The sequence below is a fragment of the Variovorax sp. RO1 genome (assembly GCF_002849325.1).
Taxonomy (GTDB): domain Bacteria; phylum Pseudomonadota; class Gammaproteobacteria; order Burkholderiales; family Burkholderiaceae_C; genus Variovorax.
In genome coordinates, this window is the sequence record NZ_PKMT01000001.1 from 1,493,506 (window position 1) to 1,514,696 (window position 21,191).

The 21,191-nt window shown below is 68.1% G+C and carries 25 protein-coding genes; 6 read left to right on the plus strand and 19 right to left on the minus strand.

The window, feature by feature from the left end; all coding sequences use genetic code 11:
• Nucleotides 1–24: 24 nt before the first annotated feature.
• The 7 genes from CY658_RS07230 to CY658_RS07260 all read right to left on the minus strand — a co-directional run bounded on the left by CY658_RS07230 (nt 25) and on the right by CY658_RS07260 (nt 5,948).
• Nucleotides 25–1,413, minus strand: a complete 1,389-nt coding sequence (locus CY658_RS07230; RefSeq protein ID WP_101489484.1) for a multicopper oxidase family protein — start codon at nt 1,411–1,413, stop codon at nt 25–27.
• Nucleotide 1,414: 1 nt separating this feature from the next.
• Nucleotides 1,415–2,917, minus strand: a complete 1,503-nt coding sequence (locus tag CY658_RS07235; protein ID WP_101489485.1) for a TolC family protein — start codon at nt 2,915–2,917, stop codon at nt 1,415–1,417.
• 77 nt (nt 2,918–2,994) lie between these two features.
• A complete protein-coding gene (locus CY658_RS07240; RefSeq protein WP_101489486.1) occupies nt 2,995–3,405 on the minus strand; it encodes a hypothetical protein in 411 nt (136 codons plus the stop codon).
• A gap of 40 nt (nt 3,406–3,445) precedes the next feature.
• Entirely contained in the window at nt 3,446–3,721 is a 276-nt protein-coding gene (locus tag CY658_RS07245) for a hypothetical protein (protein ID WP_101489487.1), read from the minus strand.
• Nucleotides 3,718–4,722, minus strand: a complete 1,005-nt coding sequence (locus tag CY658_RS07250) for a glycerophosphodiester phosphodiesterase (RefSeq protein WP_101489488.1) — start codon at nt 4,720–4,722, stop codon at nt 3,718–3,720. The genes CY658_RS07245 and CY658_RS07250 overlap by 4 nt, the downstream gene beginning before the upstream one ends.
• Complete coding sequence (locus CY658_RS07255) at nt 4,719–5,300, minus strand: DUF1439 domain-containing protein (protein WP_101489489.1); 582 nt, start codon at nt 5,298–5,300, stop codon at nt 4,719–4,721. The genes CY658_RS07250 and CY658_RS07255 overlap by 4 nt, the downstream gene beginning before the upstream one ends.
• A 72-nt stretch (nt 5,301–5,372) precedes the next feature.
• Nucleotides 5,373–5,948 carry a GNAT family N-acetyltransferase gene (locus tag CY658_RS07260; RefSeq protein WP_308217207.1) on the minus strand — a complete coding sequence of 192 codons (576 nt, stop codon included), beginning with the start codon at nt 5,946–5,948 and terminating at the stop codon, nt 5,373–5,375.
• A 231-nt stretch (nt 5,949–6,179) separates the two neighbouring features.
• Between CY658_RS07260 and idi the strand changes: the two genes are divergently transcribed.
• Together idi and CY658_RS07270 are read left to right on the plus strand one after the other, a co-directional pair.
• Complete coding sequence (gene idi, locus CY658_RS07265; RefSeq protein ID WP_101489491.1) at nt 6,180–6,725, plus strand: isopentenyl-diphosphate Delta-isomerase; 546 nt, start codon at nt 6,180–6,182, stop codon at nt 6,723–6,725.
• A 366-nt stretch (nt 6,726–7,091) separates the two neighbouring features.
• The gene (locus CY658_RS07270) at nt 7,092–7,412 is read left to right on the plus strand and encodes a LysR family transcriptional regulator (RefSeq protein WP_257884778.1); all 321 of its coding nucleotides are present in this window, start codon (nt 7,092–7,094) and stop codon (nt 7,410–7,412) included.
• A gap of 22 nt (nt 7,413–7,434) precedes the next feature.
• Here the strand turns inward: CY658_RS07270 and CY658_RS07275 are convergent, their stop codons facing one another.
• The 9 genes from CY658_RS07275 to CY658_RS07320 form a co-directional block, all read right to left on the minus strand.
• Nucleotides 7,435–8,220, minus strand: coding sequence for an amino acid ABC transporter ATP-binding protein (locus CY658_RS07275; protein ID WP_101489492.1), 786 nt, complete (start codon nt 8,218–8,220; stop codon nt 7,435–7,437).
• Nucleotides 8,204–8,857: an amino acid ABC transporter permease gene (locus CY658_RS07280; RefSeq protein WP_101489493.1), complete on the minus strand. Its 654-nt coding sequence runs from the start codon at nt 8,855–8,857 to the stop codon at nt 8,204–8,206. Before CY658_RS07280 ends, CY658_RS07275 begins: the two co-directional genes overlap by 17 nt.
• Before the next feature lie 18 nt (nt 8,858–8,875).
• Entirely contained in the window at nt 8,876–9,538 is a 663-nt protein-coding gene (locus CY658_RS07285) for an amino acid ABC transporter permease (RefSeq protein WP_101489494.1), read from the minus strand.
• A gap of 15 nt (nt 9,539–9,553) precedes the next feature.
• Nucleotides 9,554–10,360 carry a transporter substrate-binding domain-containing protein gene (locus CY658_RS07290; RefSeq protein ID WP_101489495.1) on the minus strand — a complete coding sequence of 269 codons (807 nt, stop codon included), beginning with the start codon at nt 10,358–10,360 and terminating at the stop codon, nt 9,554–9,556.
• Nucleotides 10,357–11,124 (minus strand): GntR family transcriptional regulator, encoded by a 768-nt coding sequence (locus CY658_RS07295; RefSeq protein WP_101490271.1) that lies wholly within the window; start codon nt 11,122–11,124, stop codon nt 10,357–10,359. Before CY658_RS07295 ends, CY658_RS07290 begins: the two co-directional genes overlap by 4 nt.
• 87 nt (nt 11,125–11,211) lie before the next feature.
• Nucleotides 11,212–12,546: an MFS transporter gene (locus CY658_RS07305; protein WP_101489496.1), complete on the minus strand. Its 1,335-nt coding sequence runs from the start codon at nt 12,544–12,546 to the stop codon at nt 11,212–11,214.
• A gap of 47 nt (nt 12,547–12,593) precedes the next feature.
• Nucleotides 12,594–13,667: a hypothetical protein gene (locus CY658_RS07310; protein WP_101489497.1), complete on the minus strand. Its 1,074-nt coding sequence runs from the start codon at nt 13,665–13,667 to the stop codon at nt 12,594–12,596.
• 232 nt (nt 13,668–13,899) lie between these two features.
• On the minus strand, nt 13,900–14,079 hold the full coding sequence (locus tag CY658_RS33105; RefSeq protein ID WP_308217195.1) for a hypothetical protein: 180 nt from the start codon (nt 14,077–14,079) through the stop codon (nt 13,900–13,902).
• Entirely contained in the window at nt 14,076–14,576 is a 501-nt protein-coding gene (locus tag CY658_RS07320; RefSeq protein WP_101489498.1) for an ester cyclase, read from the minus strand. Before CY658_RS07320 ends, CY658_RS33105 begins: the two co-directional genes overlap by 4 nt.
• Before the next feature lie 142 nt (nt 14,577–14,718).
• On the opposite strand from CY658_RS07320, the gene CY658_RS07325 reads away from it, so the two are divergent.
• Nucleotides 14,719–15,444 (plus strand): Crp/Fnr family transcriptional regulator, encoded by a 726-nt coding sequence (locus tag CY658_RS07325; RefSeq protein ID WP_101489499.1) that lies wholly within the window; start codon nt 14,719–14,721, stop codon nt 15,442–15,444.
• Between the two features lie 22 nt (nt 15,445–15,466).
• Here the strand turns inward: CY658_RS07325 and CY658_RS07330 are convergent, their stop codons facing one another.
• From CY658_RS07330 to CY658_RS07340, 3 genes are all read right to left on the minus strand, one after another.
• Nucleotides 15,467–16,444 (minus strand): Bug family tripartite tricarboxylate transporter substrate binding protein, encoded by a 978-nt coding sequence (locus CY658_RS07330; RefSeq protein WP_101489500.1) that lies wholly within the window; start codon nt 16,442–16,444, stop codon nt 15,467–15,469.
• A gap of 41 nt (nt 16,445–16,485) precedes the next feature.
• Nucleotides 16,486–16,926, minus strand: coding sequence for an OsmC family protein (locus CY658_RS07335; protein WP_101489501.1), 441 nt, complete (start codon nt 16,924–16,926; stop codon nt 16,486–16,488).
• 129 nt (nt 16,927–17,055) lie between these two features.
• A complete protein-coding gene (locus CY658_RS07340) occupies nt 17,056–17,613 on the minus strand; it encodes a CHRD domain-containing protein (RefSeq protein WP_180838884.1) in 558 nt (185 codons plus the stop codon).
• A gap of 199 nt (nt 17,614–17,812) precedes the next feature.
• Between CY658_RS07340 and CY658_RS07345 the strand changes: the two genes are divergently transcribed.
• From CY658_RS07345 to CY658_RS07355, 3 genes are all read left to right on the plus strand, one after another.
• The gene (locus CY658_RS07345; RefSeq protein ID WP_101489503.1) at nt 17,813–19,513 is read left to right on the plus strand and encodes a long-chain fatty acid--CoA ligase; all 1,701 of its coding nucleotides are present in this window, start codon (nt 17,813–17,815) and stop codon (nt 19,511–19,513) included.
• A gap of 102 nt (nt 19,514–19,615) precedes the next feature.
• Nucleotides 19,616–20,119: a sigma-70 family RNA polymerase sigma factor gene (locus tag CY658_RS07350; protein ID WP_101489504.1), complete on the plus strand. Its 504-nt coding sequence runs from the start codon at nt 19,616–19,618 to the stop codon at nt 20,117–20,119.
• A gap of 5 nt (nt 20,120–20,124) precedes the next feature.
• A complete protein-coding gene (locus CY658_RS07355; RefSeq protein ID WP_180838885.1) occupies nt 20,125–21,159 on the plus strand; it encodes a FecR domain-containing protein in 1,035 nt (344 codons plus the stop codon).
• Nucleotides 21,160–21,191: the final 32 nt, after the last annotated feature.

A 21,191-nucleotide genomic window follows, 5' to 3' on the forward strand; every position in this document is an offset into this window, starting at 1 on the left:
TCTCAAAAAATAAGGTGAAGGCGATCAGTGGTTGTGGGCGCCGTGGCCCGAGGGCTTGCGCACGGTGGCGCTGCCGCTGTCGGGGTTGGCCGGTGCCGTGCCTGTCTTGCGCGGCGCTGCCGGCGCGCCGGTGGCCGACACCTCGCGCGCGACCGTGCCGGCCGGGTGCTTGAACCAGCCCGGGTCGCGGTAGTCGCCTGGCTTCTGGTCGCGCCGCACCTTGAGCAGCGTGAACATGCCGCCCATCTCGGCCGAACCGAAGGGGCCCGTGCCGGTCATCATGGGCATCGTGTTCTCGGGAATGGGCATTTCCATCTCGCCCATGTCGGCCATGCCCTTGTCGCCCATCACCATGTAGTCGGGCACGAGCTTCTTGATCTTCTCGGCCACGCCCTTGTGGTCCACGCCGATCATGGTCGGCACGTCGTGGCCCATCGGGCCCATCGTGTGGTGCGCCTTGTGGCAGTGCAGCGACCAGTCGCCTTCCTCGTCGGCAATGAACTCCATCTGCCGCATCTGGCCCACCGCCACGTCGACCGACACCTCGGGCCAGCGCGCGGTGCGCGGCACGGGGCCGCCATCGGTGCCCGTGACCTCGAACTCGTGGCCGTGGATGTGGATCGGGTGGTTGGTCATCGTGAGGTTGCCCACGCGGATGCGCACGCGGTCGCCCTTGCGCACGTTGAGCGTGTCGATGGCCGGAAACACGCGGCTGTTGAAGCTCCAGATGTTGAAGTCGGTCATGGTGTTGACCTTGGGCGTGGCGCTGCCGGGCTCGACGTCGAAGCTGCCGAGCAGGAAGCAGAAGTCGCGCTGCACCGGCTCGATGAGTGGATGGTTTTCTTTCGGGTGCGTGACCCAGAAGCCCATCATTCCCATCGCCATCTGCACCATCTCGTCGGCGTGCGGGTGGTACATGAAGGTGCCGGGCCGCCGCGCCATGAACTCGTAGACGAAGGTCTTGCCTGGCGGAATGTGCGGCTGCGTGATGCCGCCCACGCCGTCCATGCCGTTGGGCAGGCGCTGTCCGTGCCAGTGCACGGTCGTGTGCTCGGGCAGCTTGTTGGTCACGAAGATGCGCACCTTGTCGCCCTCGACCACCTCGATGGTCGGGCCCGGCGACTGGCCGTTGTAGCCCCACATGTTGACCTTGAAGCCCGGTGCCATCTCGCGCACCACGGGTTCGGCGACGAGGTGGAACTCCTTGACGCCGGCATTCATGCGCCAGGGCAGCGTCCAGCCGTTGAGCGTGACGACGGGGTTGTAGGGGCGGCCGTTCGGCGGCACCAGCGGTGGCGCGGTGGCGGTCGAGGCTTGCGTCACCGGCTCGGGCAGCGCGGCCATGCTCACGCGGCTGACGGTGGTGGCGGCGACGGCCGTGGCTGCGCCTGCGAAGAAGTTGCGACGGTTCATTTCAATGGCCTCCCGTGGCGGGGGCGTCACCGGCCGACGCGGTCTGAGCGGCCGTCATTCCACCGGGCGAGCTGCCCGTGAGCACCAGCTGCAGATCGGTGTCCGCCAGCCAGAAGTCGCGCTGGGCCTCCATGCCGGCGTTCACGGCGAGCATGCTGGCGCGCGTTTCGCCGAGCAGCTCCCACACGCTGGCGAGCATGCCGTTGTAGCGCAGCACCATCTCTTCGTTGACCTGCTTGCGCAGCGGCAGCACCTCGTCGCGGTAGCGGCGGGCGAGGGCGTAGGCGGTGTTCCAGCCCTGCCAGGCTTCGCGCGCCTCGCTCGCGGCGAGCACGCCCACGTCGCGCACGCGCGCCGCCGACTGCAGGTACTGCGCCTCGGCGCGTCCGCTGCGGGCCTGGCCCCAGTCGAAGATCGGAATCGGCAGCTCGAGCTCGAAGCCGCGCGTGGTCGATTTCGAGCGATCGGCATCGTTCTCGAAGGTGGTGTTGCGCACCACGCCCAGCTCCATCGCGTTGATCACGCGGGTGGCGTGCGTCAGGCCGAGCGAGCCGGCCACGGCCGTGTTCTGCGCATAGGCCGAGCGCACGTCGAGCCGGTCGCGCAGCGCCAGCGCCTGCACGTCACCCAGTTCGGGCGCAGCCTTCGGCAGCGGCGGCAGGCGATCGGGCAGGGTGTAGGCGGTGCGTGTGCCGCTCAGGCCCAGCAGGCGCGTGAGCTGTTCGCGGCTGGCGACGGCCGCCTGTTCGGCGCGTGCGAGCTGCGCGGACGCGTCGGCCAGCAGCAGCTGTTCGCGCGTGCGCTGCAGCGCGCTCCAGTTGCCGACCTTGGCCATGCGGTGCGCCAGTTCGGCACCGGCTTCGGTGGCTTCCTTCGCATCGCGCAGGTAGCTCACGCTCTGCTGTGCGGCCACCGCGCGCACCCAGGCGCGACGCGTGTCGGCGGCCAGCAGCAGCACGCTTTGCGCGGCCTGCAGCTTGGCGGCTTCGTGCCGCTGGCCGGCCCAGCGGGCTTGCCACGGCAGCGTGAGCAGGCCCACCACGTTGAAAGTCAGCATGCGCTCGAACTCGCGCTCGCTGCCCTGCGCCAGGCGGCTGAAAGACAGCACCGGGTTCGGCAGGCTCGCGGCCTGCACGCGGTCGGCGTCGCTCAGTTGCAGCGTGGCAAAGGCGTCCTGCACGCGAGGGCTGTTGACGAGCGCGATGCGCACGGCGGCTTCGGCATCGAGCGGCTTGGCCAGCAGCGCGTCGACGCTTTTCTGCGAGGCGTCGTCCGGCTTGCGCTGCGCCGCGGCGCCCGCCATGAGCGGGTTGCCGTCGACCAACGCCTGCACGTCGCCAGCGCCGCCGTCGGGCGACAGGCTGGCGCAGCCGGCGAGCACCAGCGCAGCGGCCAGCGCGGCGGCGGTTCTGATGAATGAGAGGTGACTTTTTCGCCCGAGGGGCGGGCTATCTGTTCGATAGCGCGGGATGCCGGCATACGGCCGGCGAGCAAGGGAATTCACGAGCGATCTCCATGGGCAATACAGCGAACGCTGCGAGCCGGCAAAGGCTCACTGCGGACGGACTACGGGCAGGAAGATCAGGAAATGGGCGGCTTGAGGCCCAGGACGGGCTCGGCGCTCGCAAAGCGGGCCGCGTGTGCGGCCGGCAGCGCCTGGGGCGCCGCATGCGGGGTGTCGACCAGCGGCATGCCGCCGAGCGCCACCGTGTGGCAGACCTGGCAGGCGACACAGGTGCCGCAGTCCGCGTGGTCGGTGCCATGGGGCTGCTGCGCATCGCCGCTGTTGTCGTGCTTCGCCGCCATGTCGTGGCCGGTGTCGGCCTCCATGGTGGCTTCATGGCAATGCGACTCGGCGATGCCTGATGCTGCGGACACCACCGCCTCGGCGGCAGGCAGCGAATGCCGCACCATCTCGACCGCCATGGCATCGCCAAGCCAGCCGCGGATGGGCAGCAGGGCGATCATGAGGGCGAGCAGCAGGGTGCGCATGGTTGGGCGCGATGATAAACCGGGGCGGGGCCTCAGCGTCTCAAGACACCAGCTGGCCGCGGGCCTTGTCGACCCACACCTGCAGGTTGTCGAGCAGGTCTTTCTGGCTGAACGAGCAGCTTTCCTCGCTGAACAGCGCGCTCGATTCGAGGCGGTCCATCAGGTTCAGCAGCACCTCGCCGTAGCGCGGCGGCAGGGCGCCGAGCAGTTCGGTGCTGGCGCGTGCGGCCGTGGAGAGCGTGGTGACCGAGCCGCTGCCGCCTTGCAAGGCGGCGATGCCCGAGGTGATGGCATCCAGTTGAACCACGGCGCTCATGACGCCGCCTTTGCCGGCGCCGGCAGCGCCAGGCCCCGTTCGCGCATGAGGTCGCGCAGCACATCGGGGTAGTCGGTGATCAGTCCATCGGCGCCCGCGTCCATGAGCCGGACCATGTCGGCACGCTGATTCACGGTCCAGGGCACGACCTTCATGCCGAGCTTCTGCGCTTCACGGATCGCGGGCGCGCCCAGGTCGGCATGCGCCGGCGACCAGATCACCGGCCCGGCCGATGCGCCGGCCGCGGCCTTCACGAGCTGCGGCACCGAGGCGAAGCTTGCGGCATCAAGGCCGGCGGTCCAGCGGCTGTCTTTCAGCGTGCGGGGCGTGGTGAGGTAGGCGCGCGACAGCTGCGGCGCGAGCTGGCCGACCAGCGCGAGCGTGCGCCAGTCGAAGCTCTGAATGGTCACACGGTCGCCCATCTTCGCCTTGTCGATCTCGGCCAGCAGCGCGCGCACCATGGGCTCGGGCGCGGCCGTCTCGTCGGGCTTGGTCGGGTCGATCTTGGTCTCGATGTTGAAGTGCACCCGTGCGGCATCGGCGCCGCGCGCCTGCACCTGCGCGAACAGCGCGGCCAGCGTGGGAATGCGCTCGCCGTCGCGCGGCTGCTGCAGCGCGAACTGCTTGCCGTAGTTGCTCGAGGGGTTCAGGCGGCCCACGTCGTAGGTCTGCAGCTGAGCCAGCGTGAGCGAGCGCACCGACGGGCCGGTCTTTGCCGTGAGCCAGGCACCTTGCGCGTCGCGCGTGTGGTCGGCGTTGAGCGCCGTGTCGTGCGACACCACCACCACGCCGTCGGCCGTGAGCCCGATGTCGAGTTCGAGCGTGGTCACGCCCAGGTCCATCGCGTTCGAGAACGCGGCCAGCGTGTTCTCGGGCGCCAGGCCGCGTCCGCCGCGGTGGGCCTGCAGGTCGAAGTGCTGCTTCGCCTTGGGAGCGATGGCGGCACAGCCGGCGCCGACGAGCGCAGCGGCGATGAGGAGAAGGGCGGCGCGATGTTTCATTTGAGTTGCACTTTGATGCCGTTGTCTTGCACCGTGATGTCGCCCACCTCGTAGGTCTTGCGACCGACCGTGAGTTCGTCGGCCGTGAAGCTGCGCAAGATCTGGCCCTGCAGCAGTTCCTGCGCGACCACCGCGCCGACCTTCTGCAGGCGCTCGGCGTCGCGGCCTTCCACGCCCTGCAGCTCGAGCCGCTCGGCCTTCGGCTGGTCGAGCCGCAGCGCGCGTGCCGCCACGTCGTAGCGCAGCGCACTGCTCACCGACACCAGGCCCTGCACCGGCGAGGCCGCCAGCAGCGGGCTGGCGATGGTCAGCGTGGCCGTGATGGCCGCGCGGTTGGTGCGCCCGTCCAGGCCCAGCTGCGGGTCACGCAGCCCGACCATGAAGATCTCGGCATAGCGCTCGGCCACCGGAAAGCGCTTGGCGATCTGCGTCTGCAGCTCCTCGCGCGTGGCGGTGTACTCGTTGGTGAAGAAGTTGAAGCCGGCCAGCGCCGCGAACGGCGCGGGCAGGGCGGCGGCGCCCAGCAGCGCGCGCAGCACCTGACGGCGGAAATGAGAGGGCGGGATTCGGTCGGTCATGGAGCTTGCGAGCTTGCCACAGGCGCTTGTGTTCCCGCCAGCGCCAAGGAGGCCCGCCGGCGTGTCGGACGGTCAGCCGTCGACGCGCAATTCGTAGCGCGCAAACAACCCGCCGCGCAGGTCGATGCAGCTGTGCAGCGTGAAGCCGAAGCCCTCGTACAGCGTGCGCAGCGCCGTCCGGTCGGCCACGCAGTCCAGCCGCAGCCAGGGCCGCCCGAGCGCGCGGGCGTGATCGCGCGCATGGCCGAGCAGCGCACGCGACACGCCCCGGCCCGCCCACGCGCGGCGCACGGCCAGCTTGTGGACGAACAGCGAACTGCCGGGCGCGATCTCGGGCCAGAACGACGGGTCCTCCAGGTCGAGCCGCATCACGCCGGCCCAGTCGCCGTTGTCTTTTGCGACGACGTAGCGGCCGGGCCGGCGTCGGTGTCGCGCTGGATGCGCTCGAGGCCGGTGTCGGCGGCGCTCCAGAGCGGGCGTCCGCCCTCGGCGAGCCATTGCGCGGCTTCGGTCAGCACGGCCGCGACAGCGGGCGCTTCGGTGGAAAGGGCGGGTTCGATGTGCATCGGCGCGGAGCATACCGGCACGCCACGTGAGCCGAACCTGACCGTCCGCTTTGAAATGTGTCCGGAATCTTTGCGGTGGCATCTGGATGCAATTTATTAATTTCAAATGGATACTTTGTTATCTGTGTAATTATTTGTGTGTATTCGGGTTTCATTTCTCCTTTTGGGAGTAGCTATTTATGACTAATTTTAATTTCTTATTGCCGTTCGAAAGCGTGTCCGTGGTACAGAACGGGCGAGCGTTTCCCGAGGCCATCCAGACACCGAAACAGGGTGGCCGCGCGTCCCCCAGCCCTCACTTCTGGAGCCCTTCATGGATGAGTTTCTGATCGCGGTGGACGCCGAAGACCGCCCGCTGCACGCCGTCGAAAAGATGAATGCCCACCGCGAGGGCGTGCTGCACCGGGCGTTCTCAATCTTCCTTTTCGACACGCAAGGCCAGGTGCTGTTGCAGCAGCGCGCGCTGGGCAAGTACCACTCGCCCGGCCTGTGGAGCAACAGCTGTTGCGGGCACCCGCGTCCCGACGAAGAAACGGGTGCTGCCGCTGTGCGGCGCCTGCAGGAAGAGCTGGGCCTGCGTTGCGCGCTGCAGCCGGTGGCGGCCTTTCTTTACCGCGAGGCGGTGTCGGCAGAACTGATCGAGCACGAGTACGACCATGTGTTCGTCGGCATCGCGCGCGACCTGCCGCGGCCCGACCCGGGCGAGGTGTGCGAGTGGCGCTGGCTGGCCTTGCCCGACCTGCACAGCGAACTGGCACGAGCGCCGGCGCACTTCACCATCTGGCTGCACCGGATTACCGAGCGCTTCGGACCGGAGGGCTTGCGGTCCTGGAGGGCGCAAGCCATGGCGGCGCCGTGACCCAGGCGCCACGGATCGCCGTGGTTCATTCGACGAATTGCATGTAATGAAAAAGTTGGATATTAAAAATTCTGACTTTAACTACAATTGCGAATGCACTAAATTTGAAATTCAGGCGCAATGCCTCCTCGTATTTGTGAACGAAAGTCGATTCGAGAATTGAATGTGAAAAAATCTCAATCTTGAATTGGACGGGTTTTTGAAATTATTGGGAATTCACGCAATTGGAGTTCCCCGTTGCATGGCCCTTTGCCATTCGATGCGATTGAATTGCTTTGAAAGAAGGCAGACATGAAGCACAAGCGCGAACAGGCCCCGATGCGCACCGTCACATCCAACGTGCCCCCCGGCTGAGAGGCAGTTGCGGTGCTGCGCATCACCTTCCGACAACTGGAAGCCTTTCACTGGGCCGCGACGCTGGGTTCCGTCAACGCGGCGGCCCGCCACCTCTTCGTCAGCCAGCCGGCCATCACGGCGCGTGTGCGGGAGCTTGAGGGCATCCTCGGGCACGCCCTGTTCGCGCGCAGCCAGCAAGGCGTGCAGTTGACGCCGACCGGGGTCGAACTGTTCCAGCACGTGCAGCAGCTGCTGGAGGCGGGCGAAGAGGTCGAGAAGCGCGGCTCGCAACGCCTGCCGCCACTGGCCGCAGCGCTGCACTGCAGCATCGACGAATCACAGCACCTGTAGCGGCAAGCCCGCAAGGGCCCCGTCAGTCGTGCAGCGAAGAAAGAAACTGCTTCAACTCCGCCGTCTGCGGATTCCCGAACAGATCCGCCGGCGGCCCCATCTCGTGCACGCGCCCCTGGTGCATGAAGATCACGCGGTCGCTGACCTTGCGTGCAAAGCTCATCTCGTGCGTGACCATCAACAGCGTCATGCCTTCGTCGGCCAGCGACTCCACCACGCGCAGCACCTCGCCCACCAGCTCGGGGTCGAGTGCGGAGGTGATCTCGTCGCACAGCAGCACGGCCGGCTCCATCGCCAGCGCGCGCGCAATGGCCACGCGCTGCTGCTGGCCACCTGAGAGCTGATCGGGCATCGCATCGAACTTCTCGGCCAGGCCCACGCGTTCGAGCAGCTTGCGCGCCTGCGAAGCGGCTTCCATCGACGAACGCTTTTTCACGAGCGTGGGCGCGAGCATCACGTTCTTGCCGACCGTGAGGTGCGGGAACAGGTTGAAGCCCTGGAAGATCATGCCCACGCGCTGGCGCAGCGTGCGCATGGCCATCGCGCTCTCGTGCAGCAGCGGCTTGCCGTCGACCGTGAGCGCGCCTTCCTGGAACACCTCGAGCCCGTTGATGCAACGTAGCAGCGTGCTCTTGCCCGAGCCGCTCTTGCCGATGATGGCGATCACCTCGCCGCGCTTCACGTCGAGATCGATGCCCTTGAGCACCTCGTTCGTGCCGTAGGACTTGCGCAGCGCCGTGATGCGCACGATGGGCGCGGCGAACGATGCGGCTTCGGGTTGGGTTTTTTGTTCAAGCACGGCGGCCATGGGTCTTCCTCTCGAGGGTCTTGGCGTACAGGCTCACGGGGAAGCACAGCACGAAGTAAAGCAGGGCCACACAGCTGAACACCACGAAGGGCTGGAAGGTGGCGTTCGAAATCATGCTGCCGGCCTTGGTGAGTTCGACAAAGCCGATCACCGACGCCAGCGCCGTGCCCTTGATCACCTGCACCAGAAAGCCGACGGTCGGTGCAATGGCGATCGTCACGGCCTGCGGCAGGATCACGTGGCGCATCTGTTCGCCGAAGCTCAGCGCCAGGCTGCCCGAGGCCTCCCACTGGCCCTTCGGAATCGAGGCCACGCAGCCGCGCCAGATCTCGGTGAGAAAGGCGCTCGTGTACAGCGTGAGCGCCACGCTCGCGGCCGTCCACGCCGACACGTCGATGCCGAACAGCGCGATGCCGAAGTAGGCGAGAAACAGCTGCATCAGCAGCGGCGTGCCCTGGAACAGCTGCACATACAGGCCCACGGCCCGCGCCGCCGCCTTGCCGCCGCGCAGCCGCGCGAACAGCAGCAGTGCGCCCACGATGCCGCCGCCGACGAAGGCGATGAGCGAGAGCACGACGGTCCAGCGCAGCGCCATCAGCAGGTTGCGCAGGATGTCCCACAGAGAAAAATCGACCATGGTGAAAGCGCCTCGCGGTCAGCGGCCGAAGAAGAAACGCGGCCCGGCCCAGTTGAGCAACCGGCGCAGTGCCACGGCCAGCGCGAGGTACAGCAGCGTGGCGACGATGAAGGATTCAAACGCGCGGAAGTTGCGGCTCTGGATCAGGTTGGCTGCGTAGCTCAGCTCCTCGGTCGAGATCTGTCCGCACACCGCCGAGCCCAGCATCACGATGACGATCTGGCTCACCATCGCGGGCCACACCTTCTTGAGCGCCGGCGGCAGCACCACGCGCAAAAAGACCTGCGCCCTGCTGAGCGCCAAGCTCACGGCGGCCTCGATCTGCCCCTTGGGGGTGGCCTCGATGCCGGCGCGGATGATCTCGGTGGAGTACGCGCCGAGGTTCATCACCATCGCGATGATCGACGCCACCTCGGGCGAGAGCTTCACACCCGCGGCCGGCAGGCCGAAGAAGATGAAGAACAGCTGCACGATGAAGGGCGTGTTGCGGATCAGCTCCACGTACGTGCCGGCGAGCGCGCGCAGCCACGTCGGCCCGCCCGACCGGGCCCACGCGCACAGCGTGCCCACGGCCAGCCCGAGCACGGTGCCCACGGCCGTGAGGCCGAGGGTCCACGCCACGCCGCGCAGCAGCAGCGGCCACTCGGCGAGCACGGCGCCGAAGTCGAATTCAATGCCCATGGCCGCGTCTTCCGGTCAGACCGGCAGGTCGCCGGCCACCTTGCCGAGCCACTTCTTGGACATCGCGTCGAGCGTGCCGTCCTTCTTGGCGGCGGCAATGATCTCGTTGACGCGCGTCTTCAATGCGGTTTCGCCCTTCGCGATGCCGATGAAGCAGGGGCTGTCCTTCAGCAGCAGCTTGAACTCGGCGCTCACCTTCGGATTCTTGGCGAGCATGTCGCCGGCCACCGCCGCGCTGGTGGCGATGGTCTGCGTCTGGCCGGCCACGAAGGCCGCGATCGTCGCGTTGTTGTCCTCGAAGCGGCGGTAGTCGACGTTCGACGGCACCACCTTGTTCAGTTCCTGGTCTTCCATGGCGCCGCGCGTCACGGCGACGGTCTTGCCGGCCATGTCGGCAAAGCTGGTGAGCTTCATGCTCTTGCCCGCATACACGGCCTGAAAGAAGGGCGCGTAGGCCGCACTGAAGTCGATCACCTTCTCACGCTCGACGTTCTTGCCGAGCGTGGAGATCACGAGGTCGGCCTTGCGTGTCTGCAGGTAGGGAATGCGGTTCGCGCTGGTCACCGGCACCAGTTCGACCTTCACGCCGAGCTTGGCGGCGATGAGCTGCGCCATCTCCACGTCGAGGCCCTGCGGCTGCATGTTGCGATCGACCGAGCCATACGGCGGGTAGTCGGTGGGCACCGCGATCTTGATGGTCTTGGCCTTGAGCACGTTGTCGAGCGCGTTCTGCGCGTGGGCGGCACCGGTGGCGGCGAGCAGGGCGACGGAAGCCAGTGCGAGGGCAAGGCGACGGGATGCGGAAGTGGTGAACGTGGTCATAGCAGGGCTCCTAGGTAGGTCGATGAATCGGTGGCGTCGTCGGCAGGCGCGGCCTTGCGGCGGCGCTTCGGCGTCGGGGTGTTGGGGGTGCCGTTGTTGAGCGGTGCCAGCGCGTCGCGCAGCTGCGCGAGCGGGTCGGTGGGCGCCTGTACGCGCAGCGCCGACTGCACCGTGCCGATGTGTTCGGCCATCAGCGCCTCGGCGGCGGCGTGGTCGCCGCGCTCCAGCGCCGCGACGATCTGCACGTGGTCTTCGCACGACTGCACCGCGTCGTGCGTGCTCTGGTAGAGCATGGCGATCAGCGTGGTGCGCGCGGTGAAGTCGCGCAGCGTGTCGGCCAGCAGCGTGTTGCCCAGGCACTCGGCCAGGCACACATGGAAGTCGCCCAGCAGGAAGCTGCGGTGGCCGACGTCGCTCTCTTTCAGTGCGGCTTTTTCACGCTGAAGGTGCGCCTTCAATTGGCGCAGGGCGGCCTTGTCGATCCGGCCCGTACTGCGGATGAGCCCCAACTCGATTACGCGCCGCGCCTCGAAGGCTTCGCGCGCCTCGTCCTGCGAGGGCTCGATGACGAACCAGCCGCGCCGCGCGCTCACCGTGACGATACCGCGCGCCGCCAGCCGCGTGAGTGCCTCGCGCACGATGGTGCGGCTGCAGTCGAACAGCATCGCGAGCGGCTGCTCGCCCAGGCGCGCGCCGGGCGCGAGCTTCTGCGCCATCACCGCTTCGACGATGCGTGCACTGATTTCGGATGCGGAGATGGCCATAGGCCTGCATACCAGCAGCTTCTGTGCCAACTGGTATGCAAGCTCTGTGCACCGAAATGGATCGCGGTGCGTCTGCGGTGCGCGCTGCTACCGCTTGCCGAGCGCGCTCCGGGGCAGGGCCACCAGCATGAGCAGCGCCGACAGCACCAGCGCACCACTCAGCACATAAAGGCTGGCCGTGAAACCGCCCGTGAGCGTCTTGAGCGCGCCCACCATCATCGGCGCCACCAGCCCCGCGCTGCCGCCGATGGTGCTGATGAGCGCAATGCCTGCCGCCGCGGCGCTCTTGGACATGAAGCTGCCGGGAATCGCCCACAGCACGGTGAAGGCGCTCGAGATGCCCATCGATGCCAGCGCCAGGCACAGCACGGCGGCCACGGGGCTCTGCATGAAGAACGTGGTCAGCGCCAGCCCGGCCGCGCCCGCGAGCGCGCCCAGCGCGAAGTGCCAGCGGCGTTCCTGGTGCCGGTCGGAGTGGCGCCCCACGAGGATGTTGGCCGCAATGCCTGCGATGGCGGGAATCACCGAATAGAAGCCGATCTGCAGCACGCTGGGCCCCATCGACTTCAGGATCGTCGGTTGCCAGAACGACAGCGCATAGATGCCCAGGATGATCAGGAAGGACATGAAGCCGATCAGCCACACGCGCCCGTCGCGCATCGCCGCGCCGAAGGTGTGGCGCCCGGTGGCGCCGTGCGCGGCCTGGTCCTCGGCCAGCAGGCGCGCCACGCGTTGCTTCTCGGCCGCCGAAAGCCACGGCGCTTGCGCCGGGCTGTTCGACAGAAAGCGAAAGGCCATGACGCCCAGCAGCACGCTCGGCAGGCCTTCGAGCAGGAACAGCCACTGCCAGCCGCGCAGCGCCAGCACGCCGTCGAGGTAAGTCATCGTGAGCCCGGCGATCGGCCCTGCGACGATGGGCGCCGCGCCGAAGGCCATGAAGAACAGCGCGGTCGCCTGCGCGCGGCGGCGCGAAGGAAACCACAGCGTCAGATAGAACAGCACGCCCGGTGCAAAGCCGGCCTCGAACACGCCGATGAGAAAGCGCAGCACGTAGAACTGCGTGGGCGTGGTGGCGAACAGCATCGCCGCCGAGGCCAGGCCCCACAGGCCCATGATGCGCAGCAGCGTGGCGCGCACGCCGATCTTTGCGAGCATCAGGTTGCTCGGGATCTCGAACACTGCATAGCCGATGAAGAAGATGCCGGCGCCCAGGCCGAACACCGCGTCGCTGAAGCCCAGCTGGTCCTTCATCTGCAGCTGCGCGTAGCCGACGTTGGTGCGGTCCAGGTAGTTCAGCACGTAGCAGGCGCACAGCAGCGGCATCAGCCGCCAGGTGATCTTGCGGAAGAGCGCGGCGTCTTCGCGCGCATCGGCCGAGGCCGGTGTGCGCGCGTCGGCGGCATCGAGGGTGGCGGTGTTCATCGGTGTGTCTCCTTCTCTTTTTTGGCTGTGGTGCGTGTGCCGGCAGTTCAGGCCCGCACGAGCGTGCCGAAGCTGGTTTCGCCCCACAGGTGGCTGGTCGGCGCACCCGGAAACAGCCAGTGGGGCGAGCACTCGGCCGACGGCACGACGTTGCTGAACCCGTGCAGCGCCGAGGTGCCCGCCAGCGTCTTCTCGAGCACCATCGACAGGTACTGGTCGTTGCTGCTCTCTTGCGTGTTGCCGTTGAGGATCACTTCCGCGCCCGTGGCCTGCGCATAGCGGCGGATGCCGTTGTGGCGCGACTGCAGCGGCGCCCAGCTGTCGGCCGCCACGCCGTTTTCGCTGCTCACGCGCAGGCCGTCGGCGCTGCGGTAGACCAGCGAATGGTTGCCTTCGGTGTGCCCCGGCGTGTGGACCAGCGCGACGCCCCGGCCGAGCTGCAGGCTGCCGTCGAAGGGGACGATGCGTTCGGTGGGCACCTCGTCCAGGCCGTGCGGGCAGTACCACTCCGCCTGCACGGGCAAGAGGCCCTGCACATTCGCGAGTTCCTGGCGATGCACCAGCAGCTTCGCGTTCGGCAGCAGGCCCGGCGCGCCCGCACTGCCGAGCCAGCGGCGCACGTCCTGCGTGTGCAGGTGGTCGTAGGTGATGTAGTCGATCTGCTCGGGCGCCACGCCGCAGCTGGCGAGCGCCTGCAGCACGGTCTGGTAGACCGGCGCGATGGCCTTGTGCAGGAACTTCGGCGTCTGGTCGCTCAGGCGCTTGAAGTAGGGCGTTTCGTTGCCGGCCTCGAAGTCGGCGGGCGTGAAGAGCAGCGTGCGCAGTCGGCCTTCGAAGTCGTCGTACTGGACGAGCACGGTGCGCGCCAGCAGATGCACCATGTGCGGCTTGAGCAGCTGCTGCGAGTACACGCCGGTGAAGGCGAACCACGCGGGGTACGGAATGCGCAGCAGGTTGAAGCTGCGCGCGAAGTGAACGGGCGGTGCGTCGAGCAAGCGCTCGCGCAGGGCTTCGGCGCCGTGGCGGATGGCGCGCAGGCGTTCTTGCGGCAGGACGGCGTTGCGCGTGCCGTCGAGTTCGGTGATCTGCGCGAAGCCGGTGGGGTCGGGGTCTCGGGTCATGGTCGTCTCCTGTATTCGGCCGTGTTGGTTTTTCGACGTGCGGTGTCGTTCAGGGCGACGCTCCCGCCGACGGGGAGCCTTGCTCCGCGAATGTCCCCCGCCTTCGGCTCCTCCTTAATTTCGCTGCGCAAGGCACCCCATCGACGTGAGCGGTGGACAGTGCAGTCGTTGATCGGCTGAACACCAGCGCTGCGTCCCGTGCGCAGGGCACTGGGTGCTTCCCGCAGCGAAATCAAGGAGGAGGGCGAAGCCCGGGGGACATTCGCGGGGGGAAGTACCCGGTGGCCTGGGCACTCGCCCTGAACGCAACGCTCGCCAGGCAGCGCCGCGCGATGGCCAGGCCGATGCCGCGCGCACCGCCGGTCACGATCGCGTGGCGCCCTTCGAGCGGCCGGGCGAGCGTGTCGGTCATGCCGTGGCGGCCTCGGCTTGCGGGGCCGGCTGGCCGAGCAGGCCGGCGACCAGGCCGCCCACCATCTCCGCGGGCACACCCACCAGCAGCTGGCGCAGCATCGTCAGCGTGTCGAAGTACACGCGCTCGCAGACCAGCCGGTCGCCCTCGAAGATGAAGAAGGCGTTCATGCGGCAGCGAAAGCTGTTGCCCGTCGGCGGCAGGCCCTTGAGTGGGCCGCGGTGCGTGCCGAGCAGCCAGAACTCGACGATCACCGAATCGTCGGCATGGCGCAGCTGGATGATCTCGTGCCGCTGGTCGGGGAAGGCGCGGCGCGTGTCGGTGTAGTACTGGCGCACGTCGGCGATGCCGTCGTGCACCTCGCCGCTGGGAATCAGCTCGTAGTGCGGATGCGGAAAGGTGCCGAGCACCGCGTCGAAATCCTGCCGGGTCTCGTCGGCGAAATGGTCGAGCACGAGGCGCTCGCGGCGGGCTTGCAGGTCGGTCAGTTTGTTCATCGGGGTGTGCTCCATGTGACAGGGATGACAGGGGACATCGGGTTGCCGCGAATGCGTCGACCCGGGTGGCCTGCGTACTATCGACAGCCCCTCGAACCCAGACTGTCCGGTGTTGGCAATCGACGCCCCGGACAAACCCGCGATGCCACGGTCCTCCCTTTTCGCCAGCCCCGCCGAGCCGGATGCGCAGCACTCGCCTGTGCACAACAGCGACATGCGGCTGGCCGAAGACGTGCAGCAGCGGCTGCTCGCGGTCGCGCATCGGCGCACGCTGGTGCGCGGCGAATCGCTGTTCCACAAGGGCTCGTCGCCCGATGCGTTGTTCGGCGTGGTCAGCGGCTCATTGCGCGTGAGCGTGGTCGCGCCGGGCGGGCGCGAGGCGGTGATCGCGATGCTGGAGCCGGGGCACTGGTTCGGCGAGGTGTCGCTGCTCGTGGGGCGCGAGCGCGTCTACGACACCTGCGCGGTCGACTCCACCGAGATGGCCGTGGTCGCGGCGGCCGACTTCCATCGGCTGATCGCCGACCACCCCGACGTGCACATGGCCTTCACGCGGCTCGTGTGCCTGCGGCTGCGCCAGGCGCTGGCCTGGATCGACGACGTGATCCTGATGCCGCTGCCCGTGCGGCTCGCGCACCGGTTGCTGACCCTCGATGCGCGCGCGGTCGCGCCGGCGGAGGAGGGCGGTGGCGGCACGCTGCTGGGCGTGTCGCAAGAAGACCTGTCGTTCATGCTCGGCGTGTCGCGCCAGAGCGTGAACCGCCAGCTCAAGCTGTGGGAAGAAGACGGCACGCTGCGCGTGCGCTATCGCAGCATCGAGCTGCTCGATCGCGCACAGCTGGAGCGGCACGCGGCCACGCCACCTTGAACGTGAGGGACGCTGGCGGGGCTCAATCCATCCGCGCGCCCGACGCCTTCACCGCCTTGTCCCAGCGCGGCGTTTCCGTTGCCAGGAAGCGCGCGAAGTCTTCGCTGCCCAGGTAGGCCGGGTCCGCACCCTGGCTCACCATGCGCTCGCGCACCTCGGGGCTGGTCAGCACCTGCTTGAACGCATCGCTGAGTTTGGCGACCACGTCTTTCGGCGTGTCCTTCGGCGCGAGGAAGCCGTAGAAGCCCACCACCTCGAAGCCCTTCACGCCCGACTCGATGACGGTCGGCACATCGGGCAGCGCGGGGTTGCGTTCGCGGCTGGTCACGGCCAGCGCGCGCACCTTGCCCTGCTTGTGATAGTTGGCGGCCTGCGGAATCGACTCGGCCATGAACTGCACCTGCCCGCCCATCAGGTCGGTGAAGGCCGGGGCGCTGCCGCGGTAGGGGATGTGCACCATGAAGGTACCGGTCGCGGTCTTGAACATCTCGGGCACGAGGTGGCTGATGCCGCCGTTGCCGGCCGAGCCGTAGTTGATCTGGCCGGGCCGTGCCTTGGCGTAGTCGATGAACTGCTTCAGGTTCTGCACCGGCAGCTTGGGCGTGACCAGCAGCGCCAGCGGCTGCATGGCGGTGCGCGCGATCGGCACGAAGTCGCGCTGCGTGTTGTAGGGCAGCTTGCTGTAGAGCGCGCCGTTGATCACCGCCACGCCGGTGTTGGCCAGCATCAGCGTGTAGCCGTCGGCCGGGCTCTTGGCGACGAAGTCGGCACCCACCGAACCGCCCGCGCCGGGCTTGTAGTCGACGATCAGCGGCTGGCCGAGCACGGCCTGCAGCTTGTCGGTGAGCAGGCGCGCATGCTGGTCGAGCGGGCCGCCGGCCGGGAAGCCGATGACGACCTTGATCGGCTTGTCGGGGTAGGCGGCCATGGCGGCCGTTGTGCCGAGCGCGCCGAGGGCGAAAGAAAGGACCGCCAGTGCGGTCCGGGTGGGCTTGTTCATGATCCGTCTCCTTGTTGTGGAGACGATCATAAGCAGCGCGGTCAGCCGGCCAGCGTCGCCTTCAGCGTGATCTCGGGCACGCTCGCCAGCGCTTTCGACAGCGGGCAGCCGGCCTTCGCGGCGGCGGCGATCTGCTGGAACTTCGCCTCGTCGAGGTTCGGCACGCTGGCGTCGAGTTCCAGCGCGATGCGGTCGATCTTGAAGCCGTCGCCGTCCTTGGCCAGCCGCACGGCGGCGCGGGTGTCGATCTTGGTGGCGGTCAGGCCTTCTTTTTCGAGTGCGAAGGCAAAGGCCATCGTGAAGCAGGCCGCATGGGCCGCGCCGACGATTTCCTCGGGGTTGGTGCCGCGCCGGTCGTCTTCGAAGCGGCTGGCGAAGCCGTAGGGATAGTCTTTCAAGGCGCCGGTCTCGGTGCTGACCTGGCCCTTGCCGGTCTTGCCGGCGCCTTCCCAGTGAACGCTTGCGTGCTTTTCTGCTGCCATGGCTATTCCTTCAGTCGGGGTGGTGGAGGGTTGCTCGGAGGGAGAACCGCAGGTATCGCTCCGAAAGCCGCGCCTGTCTGTAGTCGCAGGGCGCATCGCGCGTGGCGATGATCGCGCGCGGGGCCGATGTCAGACGCCGTGCACGCCGGCCGTGCTGTGCTTCATCTGCCCCCGGACTTCGCCCGCCGGCCAGGCCTGGGTCGACACGCTGACGTACCAGAGGCCGGCCATGAGGTCGGCCATTTGTGCCGGCGTCAACGTGCTCGTGCCGGTCAGCTCGTAGCCGTCCCCGTCCGGGTCGCGGCGCTCGGCCTGGCTGTGCGGCGGCAGCTGAATCACCAGCGGGCCGTTGCTGCCCTTGGCGGCCGGGCCATAAAAGCCCGCGAGCGTCGCCGGCCCGCTCAGGCGCGCGTAGTTCACGCGCCACTGGAACCTGCCGGTGGCGAGCGTCAGTGTTCCGAACATCGAGCCGCCGCCCTTGCTGCTTTTTCTGGCAAGGGGCGGAACCACTTCCTCGGTGCCGAGCCAGCAGTCGGCCATGAACCACGTCGGTGGCTCCTTGGGCTGCGAGGATGTCGCCGACTCCTGCGGTCCGAACCGGGAGACCAGCGCGCAGCCTGTCGCGGCCAGCGTGGCACCGAAGAGGACGATGCGTCGGCGGAGGGTTTGTCGGGCGGAATCAGGCATGGCAGGCAGGCGCAGGTGAAGCGGAGCCCGCACGATAGCCGATGCGTTCGCCTGACTGACGTACGACAAATGGGCGTCGCCAAGGTGACGCCCCGAGGGCTTCCCCGATGGGAGCGGCGGCCGGTGCGTCTTAGGCTGGCGCGCTGCGCCTTTTTTGCACCGCTTTCTTCCCTTCCTTTTCCCCGCCTGCTCACAGACCATGCAACCACGCCCGCATTACAAGTTCTGGCCCAAGCGCCTCCCGCATTCGATCACCGTGCCCGCCACCTCGCTGTGGCACAACCTCGCGACCTCGGCGGCGCGCTACCCCGACAAGGCCGCGCTGGTCTTCTTCGGCCGCGTGCTGAGCTACCGCGACGTGGCCGACCAGGTCGAGCGGCTGGCCGGCACGCTGCATGCGCTGGGCGTTCAGCGCGGCGACCGCGTGGTGCTGAACATGCAGAACTGCCCGCAGCTGGTGATCGCGCATTTCGCGATCCTGCGCGCCAATGCTGTCGTGGTGCCGGTCAACCCGATGAACCGGGCCGAAGAACTCAAGCACTACATCACCGACCCCGATGCCAAGGTGGCGATCACCACCGGCGACCTCGCGGCCGAGCTGGCCAAGGCCAGCGATGCGTTGCCGGCCGAGCAGCGTCTGTCGCACGTCATCGTGACCCAGTTCACCGACGCCTTCGATGCCAACGTGACCGGCGACGACGCTCCCGCGCCGGCCTGGGCCGACTGGCTCGGCACGCGCCACCCGCTGCCCGCGCTGGCCGGCGGCCAGGTGACGGCGTGGACCGACGCGCTCGCGGCCGGCCACCCGGCGCCCGCGCATGTGGTGGGCGCCAACGACATGGCGCTGCTGCCCTACACCAGCGGCACCACCGGCCTGCCCAAGGGCTGCGTGCACCACCATTCGAGCCTCATGCACAACGCGATGGCCGGCCAGCTCTGGGGCCAGGCGACGTCGGAGGCGGTGGTGCTGGCCGTGGTGCCGATGTTCCACATCACCGGCGTGGTGAGCATGATGCACACGTCGATCCTCGCGGCGGCCACGCTGGTCATCATGCCGCGCTGGGACCGTGACGTGGCGGGCCGGCTCATCTCGCGCTGGAAGGTCACGAGCTGGACCAACATCCCGACCATGGTCATCGACCTCATGGCCAGCCCCAACTTCGCGAGCTACGACCTCACGAGCATGACCCACATCGGCGGCGGCGGCGCCGCCATGCCGCAGGCCGTGGCGCAGCGCCTGTTCGAGCAGTACGGCCTGAAGTACCAGGAAGGCTACGGCCTCACCGAGACCGCCGCGCCCTCCCACACCAACCCCTCGGACCACCCCAAGCAGCAGTGCCTGGGCATTCCGTTCATGAGCACCGACGCGCGCGTGGTCGACCCCGACACGCTGCAAGAAATGCCCATCGGCGAATCGGGCGAAATCATCATCCACGGCCCCGAGGTGTTCCAGGGCTACTGGAAGCGCCCCGACGCCACGAGGGCCGCCTTTGTCGAGTTCGAGGGCAAGCGTTTCTTCCGCTCGGGCGACATGGGCCGCATGGACGAGGAGGGCTACTTCTTCATCACCGACCGCTTGAAACGCATGATCAACGCGAGCGGCTTCAAGGTGTGGCCGGCCGAGGTCGAGTTGCTGATGTTCCGCCACCCCGCGATCCAGGAAGCGTGCGTGATCTCGACCAAGGACGACTACCGCGGTGAATCGGTCAAGGCCGTGGTGGTGCTGCGCGCCACGCACAAGGACACGACCGAGCAGCAGATCATCGACTGGTGCCGCGAGAACATGGCGGTCTACAAGATTCCGCGCAAGGTGGCGTTTGTGGATGCGCTGCCGAAGAGCGGGAGTGGGAAGGTGATGTGGCGGTTGCTGCAGGAAGCCGAGCAGCCGGCGGCGGCTTGACCACGGGCAGATGAGGCGGGCAGGCCCAGGGTGCGGCCTTTTTGCTTAAAATGAGAATAATTCTTATTTGTAGGCGGAGCTTCCGCCGCCGTGCCGCCCGCCATGTCCGCTGCCGAAGCCGCCTTCCAGCAAGTCCACACCCTCTACAGCGACCACCATGGCTGGCTCCAGTCGTGGCTGCGCAAGAAGCTCGGCAACTCGTGTGACGCGGCCGACCTGGCGCAGGACACCTTCGCGCGGTTGCTGACGGCGCGCAACCCCGAGGTCATTGCGCAGCCGCGCGCCTACCTCACGAGCGTGGCCAAGAACATCCTCGTGAACTGGTACCAGCGCCAGGCACTGGAGCGTGCCTACCTCGAGGCGCTGGCCGTGATGCCCGAGCCCGAGGCGCCGTCGCCCGAGCAGCGGCTGGTGATCCTGCAGACGCTGCACGAGATCGACGCCATGCTCGACGCCCTCAAGCCGCTCGCACGCCGGGCCTTCCTGCTGTCGCAGCTCGACGGCATGAAGTACGAGGACATCGCGCGCGAGCTGGGCGTGTCGCTCGTCACGGTCAAGCGCTACATGCAGCAGGGCTTCCGCGGCTGCCTGGCGGTGATGGAATGAGCGCGATGAATTTCGAAACGTCGGCACTCGCGCCTCGTGTGCTCGACGAAGCCGCCGAATGGCTGATGCGGCTGCACGACAGCGCCGTCACCGACGAAGACCGTCGCGCCTGCGAGCGCTGGCGCCAGAGCCATCCCGACCACGCCCGCGCCTGGGCGCGCGCCGAGCTGCTGATGAACAAGCTCGGCGGCCTGCCGCCGGCGCTGGCCATGTCATCGCTCGCGCGGCCCGCACGCGGGAATGGCAACAACCGCCGCGCCACCCTCGGCCGGCTGGCCGCGCTGCTCGCGGCCGTGCCCGCCGGCTGGCTCGGCTGGCAGGCGGTTGAGGCGGCCGGCGAGCACGGCTGGATGGCCGGGCACCGCACCGGCACCGGCGAGCGCCGCGACCTGCGGCTGGCCGACGGCAGCCGCCTCACACTCAACACCGCCAGCGCGGTCGATGTGCACTTCGACGGCACGCAGCGCCTCATCGTGCTGCACGCGGGCGAGATCTTCATCGCCACCGCGCCCGACCCCGCCGCCGCGCACCGTCCGTTCCGCGTGGCCAGCGCCGGCGGCACGCTGGAAGCCTTGGGCACGCGCTTCAGCGTGCGCAAGGAAGCGGGCGGCGCCACCCACATCGCCGTGCTCGAAGGCGCGGTGCGCATTACGCCCGACCGCGCTGCCGCGCGCGTGCTGCCGGCGGGGCAGCAGGCCCGGTTCACGGCCGACGGCATCGACAACGTCAGCGCGGCAGACGCCTCGGTGCTGGCCTGGACGCAGGGCATGCTGCTCGCCGACGGCATGCGGCTGGCCGACTTCGCCGCCGAGCTGTCGCGCTACCGCCCCGGCCTGCTGCAGTGCGATGCGGCCGTAGCCGACCTGCGCATCTCGGGCGCCTTTCCACTGGCCGACACCGACGGCGTGCTGCGCATGCTGGTGTCGACCTATCCGGTGGACGCGGCCACGCGCCTGCGCGGCTACTGGGTCACGCTCGTGCCGCGCGCGGCTGAAGTAGGCGCGACGGGCGCTTCGAAAAAAATTTCGATCCGGGGGTGAGACTTTTTTTCGTTTCGGCTGGCAAGGAGGGT

Coding starts and splice junctions, on each gene's coding strand:
- CY658_RS07340 (WP_180838884.1), bottom strand. CDS start 17,613: ATGCCTGATTCCGCCCGACAAACCCTCCGCCGACGCATCGTCCTCTTC.
- CY658_RS07275 (WP_101489492.1), bottom strand. CDS start 8,220: ATGGCCGCCGTGCTTGAACAAAAAACCCAACCCGAAGCCGCATCGTTC.
- idi (WP_101489491.1), top strand. CDS start 6,180: ATGGATGAGTTTCTGATCGCGGTGGACGCCGAAGACCGCCCGCTGCAC.
- CY658_RS07255 (WP_101489489.1), bottom strand. CDS start 5,300: ATGACCGACCGAATCCCGCCCTCTCATTTCCGCCGTCAGGTGCTGCGC.
- CY658_RS07280 (WP_101489493.1), bottom strand. CDS start 8,857: ATGGTCGATTTTTCTCTGTGGGACATCCTGCGCAACCTGCTGATGGCG.
- CY658_RS07250 (WP_101489488.1), bottom strand. CDS start 4,722: ATGAAACATCGCGCCGCCCTTCTCCTCATCGCCGCTGCGCTCGTCGGC.
- CY658_RS07325 (WP_101489499.1), top strand. CDS start 14,719: ATGCCACGGTCCTCCCTTTTCGCCAGCCCCGCCGAGCCGGATGCGCAG.
- CY658_RS07295 (WP_101490271.1), bottom strand. CDS start 11,124: ATGGCCATCTCCGCATCCGAAATCAGTGCACGCATCGTCGAAGCGGTG.
- CY658_RS07330 (WP_101489500.1), bottom strand. CDS start 16,444: ATGAACAAGCCCACCCGGACCGCACTGGCGGTCCTTTCTTTCGCCCTC.
- CY658_RS07285 (WP_101489494.1), bottom strand. CDS start 9,538: ATGGGCATTGAATTCGACTTCGGCGCCGTGCTCGCCGAGTGGCCGCTG.
- CY658_RS07350 (WP_101489504.1), top strand. CDS start 19,616: ATGTCCGCTGCCGAAGCCGCCTTCCAGCAAGTCCACACCCTCTACAGC.
- CY658_RS07230 (WP_101489484.1), bottom strand. CDS start 1,413: ATGAACCGTCGCAACTTCTTCGCAGGCGCAGCCACGGCCGTCGCCGCC.
- CY658_RS07260 (WP_308217207.1), bottom strand. CDS start 5,948: ATGCCACCGCAAAGATTCCGGACACATTTCAAAGCGGACGGTCAGGTT.
- CY658_RS07240 (WP_101489486.1), bottom strand. CDS start 3,405: ATGCGCACCCTGCTGCTCGCCCTCATGATCGCCCTGCTGCCCATCCGC.
- CY658_RS07310 (WP_101489497.1), bottom strand. CDS start 13,667: ATGACCCGAGACCCCGACCCCACCGGCTTCGCGCAGATCACCGAACTC.
- CY658_RS07290 (WP_101489495.1), bottom strand. CDS start 10,360: ATGACCACGTTCACCACTTCCGCATCCCGTCGCCTTGCCCTCGCACTG.
- CY658_RS07355 (WP_180838885.1), top strand. CDS start 20,125: ATGAATTTCGAAACGTCGGCACTCGCGCCTCGTGTGCTCGACGAAGCC.
- CY658_RS07305 (WP_101489496.1), bottom strand. CDS start 12,546: ATGAACACCGCCACCCTCGATGCCGCCGACGCGCGCACACCGGCCTCG.
- CY658_RS07345 (WP_101489503.1), top strand. CDS start 17,813: ATGCAACCACGCCCGCATTACAAGTTCTGGCCCAAGCGCCTCCCGCAT.
- CY658_RS07245 (WP_101489487.1), bottom strand. CDS start 3,721: ATGAGCGCCGTGGTTCAACTGGATGCCATCACCTCGGGCATCGCCGCC.
- CY658_RS07335 (WP_101489501.1), bottom strand. CDS start 16,926: ATGGCAGCAGAAAAGCACGCAAGCGTTCACTGGGAAGGCGCCGGCAAG.
- CY658_RS07320 (WP_101489498.1), bottom strand. CDS start 14,576: ATGAACAAACTGACCGACCTGCAAGCCCGCCGCGAGCGCCTCGTGCTC.
- CY658_RS33105 (WP_308217195.1), bottom strand. CDS start 14,079: ATGACCGACACGCTCGCCCGGCCGCTCGAAGGGCGCCACGCGATCGTG.